Source organism: Chryseobacterium sp. PMSZPI, from assembly GCF_002835665.1.
Lineage (GTDB): Bacteria > Bacteroidota > Bacteroidia > Flavobacteriales > Weeksellaceae > Chryseobacterium.
The window spans coordinates 1-8,524 of record NZ_PIZV01000052.1 but is presented as its reverse complement, the minus strand read 5'-3'; the positions used below and the strand labels follow the sequence as shown (position 1 = coordinate 8,524).

The window sequence follows — 8,524 nt, the reverse complement described above, 5'->3', positions numbered from 1 at the left end:
GATATCTTCTGATTTTATTGTTATCAGAGCTTTGTTTGTTATATTCTTTTTCTAATTCTGATTTAAAATCTTTAATATTAATAGATTAATGAATATCCTCAATAAAGCAAAGAACCGCGCCCAAAGGGCGCGGTTCTCATATATAAAATCTATTTAATTAAAATTTAAGATCTCCATTCACTTCTCTTACTGCATTGGCAGCTTCAGCGAATTTCAATTGCTCTTCTGCAGTCAGTGTTACATTTACAATTGATTCTACTCCGTTTGCTCCGATGATAGCAGGAACCCCTAAGCAGATATCATTTTGACCGTATTCACCTTCAAGCATTAATGAACAAGGGATCATTTTCTTTTGGTCGCAAGCAATTGCCTGAACCATTACAGAAACCGCTGCACCTGGTGCATACCAAGCAGATGTTCCTAGTAATTTAGTAAGGGTAGCACCTCCTACTTTAGTTTCTTCGATGACATATTTTTGTTGCTCATCACTTAAGAATTCAGTTACAGGAACTCCGTTTCTTGTAGCTTTGCTCAATAATGGAAGCATACCTGTATCACTGTGAGCAGCGATTACCATACCGTCAACATCAGAAATAGGGCTTTCTAATGCTTCAGCCAATCTGTATTTGAATCTTGCAGAGTCTAATGCACCACCCATTCCGATGATTTTGTGCTTAGGAAGGCCTGAAGTTTTGTGAACCAAATAAGCCATTGTATCCATTGGGTTAGAAACCACAATGATGATTACCTCCGGAGAATGTTTTACCAAATTTGCAGTAACATCTTTTACGATACCGGCATTAATTCCAATTAGCTCTTCTCTTGTCATTCCCGGTTTTCTTGGAATTCCTGAAGTGATCACAGCGACATGAGAACCTGCAGTTTTGCTATAATCTCCTGTTGTTCCGGTAATTTTTGTATCGAATCCGTTAAGTGACGCTGTTTGCATCAAATCCATTGCTTTACCTTCAGCAAACCCTTCTTTAATGTCTACCAAAACTACTTCTGAGCAGAAGTTCTTCATTGCGATGTATTCCGCACAGCTTGCTCCTACAGCGCCTGCACCTACTACAGTTACTTTCATATTGTTACTTTTTTAATTATTTATTTGTTTAGTTACTATTTAAATTTGAAACTTCCCAAATTTAATAAATCCTGAAAAAGTGCGCAATTTTTCAGAAATTTTATTAGCATTAATAGGAATTAGTTGACATTCAGTAAAAATGTATACAGCTTTTTGGCTCCGGAAAGCACTTCGTTATACTTTTCTTCAGCAACTTCAGTGTCCAGAACTTCCTTAAAATTCTTCCACATTGGTCCTGTATTTTCCTGGTAGCATCCGAAGAAGTTAAAAGTTACCTCATCAAAACCTTCCGTTTTAGAAAGCTGTTTGGCAATCACATTTCCTCCTAAAGTAGAACCTTCAATCACATACATGGCTCCCAAAGCTTCATGTTCATTGTCAAATTTAAGATCATGGGAGGCTGAAAGGCTTTCCAGAGAAAGGCTTTTAAGATCTTTTTCAATAAGAGGAAGTTTCTTTCTTTCTGCAAGCTGGAGTTTTTCAGCATACTTATCAGAAAGATTGCTGAATATTTGATCTTCACTATGAAGGAGCATCAGATAGTTGGTATGGATGATCTTTTTATAATCTTCAAGCGTGAAAGTTTTATTAAAAATCTTTTCAGAATTAAAAAGTTTTTCTGCTGCATCGTGGTAGTCTGCCGTATTTTGTTTAAGATATTCTGATACCATAATAACGTTTTAAAAGTTTCTCAAATGTAAGGCTTTTTGAACGTTAAAATAAAAGAAGTTCCGTCTTTATTACTCTCATAATCTACATTTCCGCCAATTCTTTTCATGATTCGATGAACAATCGAAAGCCCTACTCCATTTCCTTTAAACTTCTTCGCATTATCCATTCTGTTAAAAATTTTAAACATTTTATGTTTTTCTGTCTCAGGAATTCCAATTCCGTTATCCGAAATTCTGTAAATAATGGTTTGTCCATCTTCTGTACCTTCAATTTCAACTTTCGGTTGGTCTTTGTGGGAAGAATATTTAACGGCGTTATTGATGATATTCAAAAATACTTGATGAAGCATAGTTTTATCGGCCAATACATCCGGGCATTCCTTAATCACAATTTCGCTTTTCGGATTTCCATGGGTAATTTTGGCATTCTCAGAAATCTTTCGGATAGTATTCCCCGTTTTCAGACTTTCCAATTCTATGTCACTATGTTTTGCCCGGCTTAGTTGTAAAACATCCTGCATCATTTCCGCCATATTGTCTATTTCTTCAATGATAGCATTAATCTTGTCTTTACTCTTTTCGGAACCGTTCGTTAGATTATTCAAAAGCATTTGTGCATTCAGTTTCATAACAGTCAAAGGTGTTCCCAAATCATGAGAAATGGTATAAGAAAAACTATCAAGCTCTTCATTCACTTTTTTAAGCTCATCATTAAGCCTTTTGATCACATTATAGTTCTTATGAGATGTTTCCAGAATTAAATCCCGGATGGCCTGCACTGCACTCACATTTCTGGAGTTCCATCTCTTAGAATGCCCCTTAATGTTTTCTGTAAAAATACGGAACGATGTTCTTGGCGAAACCATTTGTTTATCTTCTCCATTTTGAGAAAAAGTTTCAATCTTTTTCTCAGGGTTACCTGCCCAATTAATATGCTCGTCAAACTCTTTTCTGAACCAGATCAGCATTTCATTTTTATCCCTTTCAATAAAGTAGATAATCACTCCTGCGGCATCTCCTGATAAGTTTAATTCGGCTCCATGCTCTTTAAGGAAACTTCGGCTCACATAGATCCGATCTTTTGTATTTTCCAGTCCCCATTGCGCAATTTCATTAATCATTGCTACTGAGGGTACTGTTCCTTCAGTCACAATGTTTTCATCTGAAACAATAGCAAGGCCGTCTGCTTCCGGAAGATTCTTGATTTCAGTTTTATTATCGGTTAAAGAATCAAATAAATGATGATGTTTTAGAAATTCCGTTTTGAGCTGAGATAATTTTTCATTCAATTCTAAACGATAATTCAGCTCACTTTTGGATTTAAAAGATGAATATGCATTTGCGGCCAGTGCTGTGAATATCCCCGCCTGCACTCTATCTTCAAGATCGATATGTTTAGGAGTTACATTTTGACAAGTCACCAAACCCCAAAGATGATTATCCATGATAATGGAAATACTGAAGCTGGAAGAAACCCCTGAGTTCTTAAGATATTGTCTATGAACAGGAGACATTCCACGAGATGCAGAAAAGCTCAAATCAATATTTTCATTCGTTTTGCTTAAAATCGGAACCACATCCGCATGTACATTGCTGAAAATTCTTTTTCTTTTTTTAAGATAAAGTTCTCGTGCCTGCTTCGGAATATCCGACTCAGGGTAATGAAGACCGAGAAAACTTTCCATCTCTTCATTTTTTCTTTCTGCAATTACTTTTCCGGAACCGTCCATCATAAATTTATACACCATCATCCGGTCGTAATTCACAACTTTTAAGAGCGTTTCCAATAGATGATTCCAAATCTCCATATCACTATCAATGATATAAAAGTTATCATATTTGTTGGAAATCTTTTTATCAGGATTCATCAGAATCTCTTCAAATTCTAAAAAGATATATTTTCCGCTTTTAAAAACAGAAAAATGATATTCTTTTTCATCAATGAAGATTTTATCGAAATAGGTTTCATTCTCTCTTCTGGTAAAACGATCTAACGAAGTATAAATATCTGAATCGATAATATTTTGAAAACTTTCCGGAAAATACGTAAGCTCTCTGTCGAATAAAGCATCTGTATCATCGATTTTAAATATATCCGAAATATTCCTGCTGAAAAAAGTAATGGTACGGGATTCCGCATCAATGCCAATCAAATAACCAAAACTTTGTACATAACCTGGAATATGGATGGGTTCTTCATGGCATTCTACAAAATTCATATATCTCTTCAGTATATCAATCAAAGATAGCGTTTTTTTGAACAGTTTTCTATTTTGTGGTATTTTAATTTTTAGGTCTATATTCTCTATTATCCTACTGAAACAAAGAGAAAAAGCGATTAGAGACTTCTTCTTTTTTAACTCTTTTTAATGCGATATTTCTAAAATATACGAAAAAAAATCCAAAAACGAAAGCTTTTCTCTTTTAACCATGATTCATAACATAAATTACATATTATCACCTAAAATTATTACGTTATTTAAACAAATTTTGCTAAATTTATATCACCAAATAATGAATATGAAAAGAATTCATTGAATTATTCACAATAATTTCAATATAAAATTTAAATTCAAATAATACTATTATGAAAAAGTTCCCATTAATTTTATTTTCTTTAATTCTCTCAGTAGGATTATGGAATCCATCAGAAGCATGTACACGAGTAGTTTACAAAGGTCCACAAAACACAGTTCTCACAGCCCGCTCTATGGACTGGCGCGATGAAATCCCGGCCAATCTTTGGGTATTCCCGAAAGGAATAGACCGTAACGGACAAACAGGACCAAAATCTGTAAAATGGACTTCTAAATACGGAAGCCTCATCAGCTCTTCCTGGGACATTGCTTCAGCAGACGGAATGAACGAAAAAGGTCTGGTGGCCAATATGCTATGGCTTGGTGAATCCCAATATCCGAAATACGATCCTAAAGGAGGTAAAAAAGGGCTCGCAGTCTCTCTATGGGCACAATACTACCTTGATAATTTTGCAACCGTAAAAGAAGCAGTAGAATTTTCAAGAAAAGAACCTTTCGTTGTCGTAAGCGATTATATCCCCGGAACAGAAAGATTTACAACCGTCCATCTTTCTATTTCTGATGCTTCAGGAGATAATGCTGTATTTGAATATATCAATGGTAAATTAGTTATTCATCATGATCCTTCTTACACTGTAATGACCAACTCTCCTGTCTTTGAAGAACAACTCGCTCTCAATAATTACTGGAAAGGTATACCCGGGACAGTTATGCTTCCCGGAACCAATCGTGCAGCAGACCGCTTTGTAAGAGCTTCTTACTACGTCAATGCAATCCCACAAACAGCTGATACCCGCACCGCTGTAGCCAGCGTATTCAGTGTTATCAGAAATTGTTCTGTCCCTTACGGAATTACCTCAGCAGCGGAACCCAATATTTCTTCTACAAGATGGCGCTCTGTGTCAGATCAGAAAAACCTGGTATACTATTTTGAAACCGTTTTTACACCGAATACTTTCTGGGTAGATCTTAAAGATTTTGATTTAAGCCCAAAAGGAAAAGTAATGAAACTGGATTTAAGCAACAACCATACATATAACGGGAAATCTAATACAGATTTTAAAGAATCGACACCGTTTAAGTTCTTAGGATTAAACTAAATATCAACTGCAAAAGTTTAGAAAAGACTAAAAATCACTTAAGCTATTTTAAGTGCCCGGCTGAACGTATCAACACAAGTCAGTTTTTGGAAAACCAAAAATCCTTCAGATCACCGCCATTCAATACATGATCATTCCCCTCCCATGGAGAGGTGGCGAAAATTCAAAGAATTTTTGACGGGGTGGTTAAAAAAAACAGGTGTCTCGTAAAGCTTTTGCAAAACAACAATAGTAAAAAAACAAACAAATAGATATGGCCTTTTTTTCATTCAAAAAGAAAAGCCTGCTGCTCTGCATTCTTTTCTGCTGGCTATCAGCTAATGCACAGATACAGGATTCTCTTCAAACCCAATCACACCAACCACAAGAAGAAGACAACGTAAAATATCCTCAACTTCAGATTAAAGGTCTTTTCCAGGCACGTTATCTGGTAGGTATGAGCAAAGATGTGGATGTCAACGGACTACATCATTCCGATGGTTCCGGAACTGACAATAATTTTATGCTTAAATACATGAGGGTCCAGGTACGGGCACAAATCAGCAAACGTACGGAAGTAGTGGTATTAGCCAACCTTGCAGATTTTAAAAATGATCCCAAAAGCAGAGTTCTTGAAAATGCGTATTTAAAATACACCTTTAGCCCTAAACTAGCACTAACTGTAGGACAATTCAGACCTTGGTTCGGTATCGAAGAAACCTATCCTATCGACATTATTAAATCTTTAGACTGGTCCAATCAATACACAGAGTTCGGGAAACTGGGCTGGACAAGTTTCCAGATCGGGATGTCTGCAACAGGACAGCTTCAGCTTGGAGAAGTTCCTTTCCAATATGCTGTTTCTGTGGTCAATGGAAATGGGAAAAATCAAATCAATGATAATGACAACGGGAAACAATATTCTACCCGCTTAGTTTTCGGCTTGTCTAAAAAATACAATTTCAATGTTGGTCTGAACGGAGGGATCGGAGAAGTTTTCAGTAAAAAAGTATATGCTTTGGGAGTAGACCTTAGCTCTCTGATTCACTTTGATCCAAAATGGAGCCTTGATATGCAGCTGGAGGCCAAACAAGCGACCAACCACGTTCTGTACAATTCCATTGCTCCGGAGTTACGACCTGACAATCCGGATCAGTACTTAATCCGAGGTGTATATTTTCTACCGAATTTAAGATATGAGATCAATCACAAAAACCTTAGTGCCTTCGAATTGTCATGCCGATATGAATACCTCGATACCAACTTCAGAATGGCATCTAATCCAAGACAAACCATTACTCCAATGTTCGGATTGGAATTCCTTAAAAATTACGGTGCCAGAATTCAATTGGGAGTACAGTTTGACCGATACAAATATCAGGTAGAAAATACCAATCAATACAACAACAATCTATTCATTATTCAGGTACAGAGTAGATTTTAACAAATTAAATAGTTATTATCATGAAAGAAATTAATATCAAAAATGTTGCGATCACATTTGTCGTTGCGTTGATTATATGGTTTATTCCTGTACCCGAAGGTGTTACTCAGGATGCCTGGCATCTGTTTGCCATCTTTGCCGCAACGATTCTAGGAATTATTTTAAAAGCTGCCCCTATGGGAACTATGTGTATGATGGCCATTGCTTTCACTGCACTCACACAGGTTGTTGCTCCGGGAGATGCCGGAAAATCAATTACAAAAGCCCTTTCAGGTTTTGGAGATAAAGTAATCTGGCTGATCGGGATCTCATTCTTTATCGCCAGAGGGTTTATTAAAACAGGGCTTGGAAATCGTATTGCTTTCTTATTCATTAGAATTTTCGGTAAAAGTTCATTGGGACTGGCTTATGGATTAGGGCTGGCAGATGTTTGTCTGGCTCCTGCTATTCCCAGTAACACCGCCAGAGGTGGAGGGATTATCTATCCTATCATGAAATCTATGGCGATAAGTTTTGATTCCGTTCCTGAAAAACCGGAAACGCATAGAAAGCTAGGGTCTTTTTTAACCTTGAATAGTTATTATATGAACCTGATTGCTTCATCTATGTTCCTGACAGGAACCGCTAGTAATCCCATGTGTCAGAAATTTGCGGCCAACCTCGGAATCAATATTACCTGGATGTCTTGGGCAGCTGCCGGTTTCATTCCCGGAGTCGTAGCATTCTTTGTGGTTCCTTTAGTGCTATACAAACTTTATCCCCCTGAATTGAAAAAAACAGGTGATGCTCCCAAAATGGCTGCTCAGAAGTTAAAAGAAATGGGTCCTATTTCCAGAAATGAATGGTTGATGCTATTGGCATTTTTTATCCTATTAGCCCTTTGGATATTTGGCGGAGCACTTTCTATTGATGCTACCACTACGGCATTCATCGGACTGACTTTATTGTTACTTACTTCCGTATTAACTTGGGAGGATGTAAAAGGTGAAAAAGGAGCATGGGATACTATCGTATGGTTTGCTGTCCTTGTAATGATGGCAAGTTCTTTAAATGAATTAGGCTTTATTGGCTGGTTCAGTGATCTTATCAAAGTACAAATCGGAGGTCTGAGCTGGCAGGTAGCCTTTCCGGTTATTATTATAGTTTATTTCTTCAGTCACTATATTTTTGCAAGTGCGACAGCCCACGTAGCAGCCATGTATGCAGCCTTATTAGGTGTAGGGGTTTCTTTAGGAATTCCTCCTATGCTATTGGCAATGATGCTGGGTTTCATGGGTTCAATTTATGGGGTACTTACCCATTATGGGCACGGTCCCGCGCCGGTATTCTTCGGAAGTGGGTACGTCGATCTTAAAGTTTGGTGGCTCAGAGGACTTGAAATCGGAATTGTGTTATTAATTATCTACATGGTTGTCGGAGGATTGTGGATGAAAGTTTTAGGATATTATTAATTATTAAATCAACTCTATGTTATCAACATTGTCAAGAAAAATGCTGATGTGTCTCACGGGACTCTTTCTTGGATTCTTCCTGCTGATTCATTTTCTGGGAAACCTCCAGTTGTTTCTTCCGCAAGAGCAGGCACATTTGCAGTTCAACGCTTATTCTCATTTCCTATCCGGGAATATTATTATCAAAATAGTATCCTATGTTTTATACGCCAGTATTATTCTGCATGCTGTAGATGGACTGATGATTACTTTAAAAAA

At 37.0% G+C, this 8,524-nt stretch carries 6 protein-coding genes and 1 pseudogene; 4 read left to right on the top strand and 3 right to left on the bottom strand.

The genetic code is table 11. The features are described from left to right. Positions 1–157: 157 nt before the first annotated feature. From CW752_RS10700 to CW752_RS10690, 3 genes are all read right to left on the bottom strand, one after another. Positions 158–1,084 (bottom strand): malate dehydrogenase, encoded by a 927-nt coding sequence (locus CW752_RS10700; protein ID WP_101239706.1) that lies wholly within the window; start codon positions 1,082–1,084, stop codon positions 158–160. 119 nt (positions 1,085–1,203) lie between these two features. Then, positions 1,204–1,755: a biliverdin-producing heme oxygenase gene (locus tag CW752_RS10695; protein WP_101239705.1), complete on the bottom strand. Its 552-nt coding sequence runs from the start codon at positions 1,753–1,755 to the stop codon at positions 1,204–1,206. A gap of 20 nt (positions 1,756–1,775) precedes the next feature. Beyond that, positions 1,776–3,974 carry an ATP-binding protein gene (locus CW752_RS10690; RefSeq protein ID WP_101239704.1) on the bottom strand — a complete coding sequence of 733 codons (2,199 nt, stop codon included), beginning with the start codon at positions 3,972–3,974 and terminating at the stop codon, positions 1,776–1,778. A 368-nt stretch (positions 3,975–4,342) separates the two neighbouring features. Between CW752_RS10690 and CW752_RS10685 the strand changes: the two genes are divergently transcribed. The 4 genes and pseudogenes from CW752_RS10685 to CW752_RS10670 all read left to right on the top strand — a co-directional run. Next, complete coding sequence (locus CW752_RS10685; RefSeq protein ID WP_101239703.1) at positions 4,343–5,392, top strand: linear amide C-N hydrolase; 1,050 nt, start codon at positions 4,343–4,345, stop codon at positions 5,390–5,392. 253 nt (positions 5,393–5,645) lie between these two features. Next, on the top strand, positions 5,646–6,815 hold the full coding sequence (locus CW752_RS10680; protein WP_101239702.1) for a porin: 1,170 nt from the start codon (positions 5,646–5,648) through the stop codon (positions 6,813–6,815). Between the two features lie 20 nt (positions 6,816–6,835). Continuing rightward, positions 6,836–8,266 carry an anion permease gene (locus tag CW752_RS10675; protein WP_101239701.1) on the top strand — a complete coding sequence of 477 codons (1,431 nt, stop codon included), beginning with the start codon at positions 6,836–6,838 and terminating at the stop codon, positions 8,264–8,266. Positions 8,267–8,282: 16 nt separating this feature from the next. After that, positions 8,283–8,524: pseudogene (locus tag CW752_RS10670) on the top strand (succinate dehydrogenase); the annotation flags it as partial.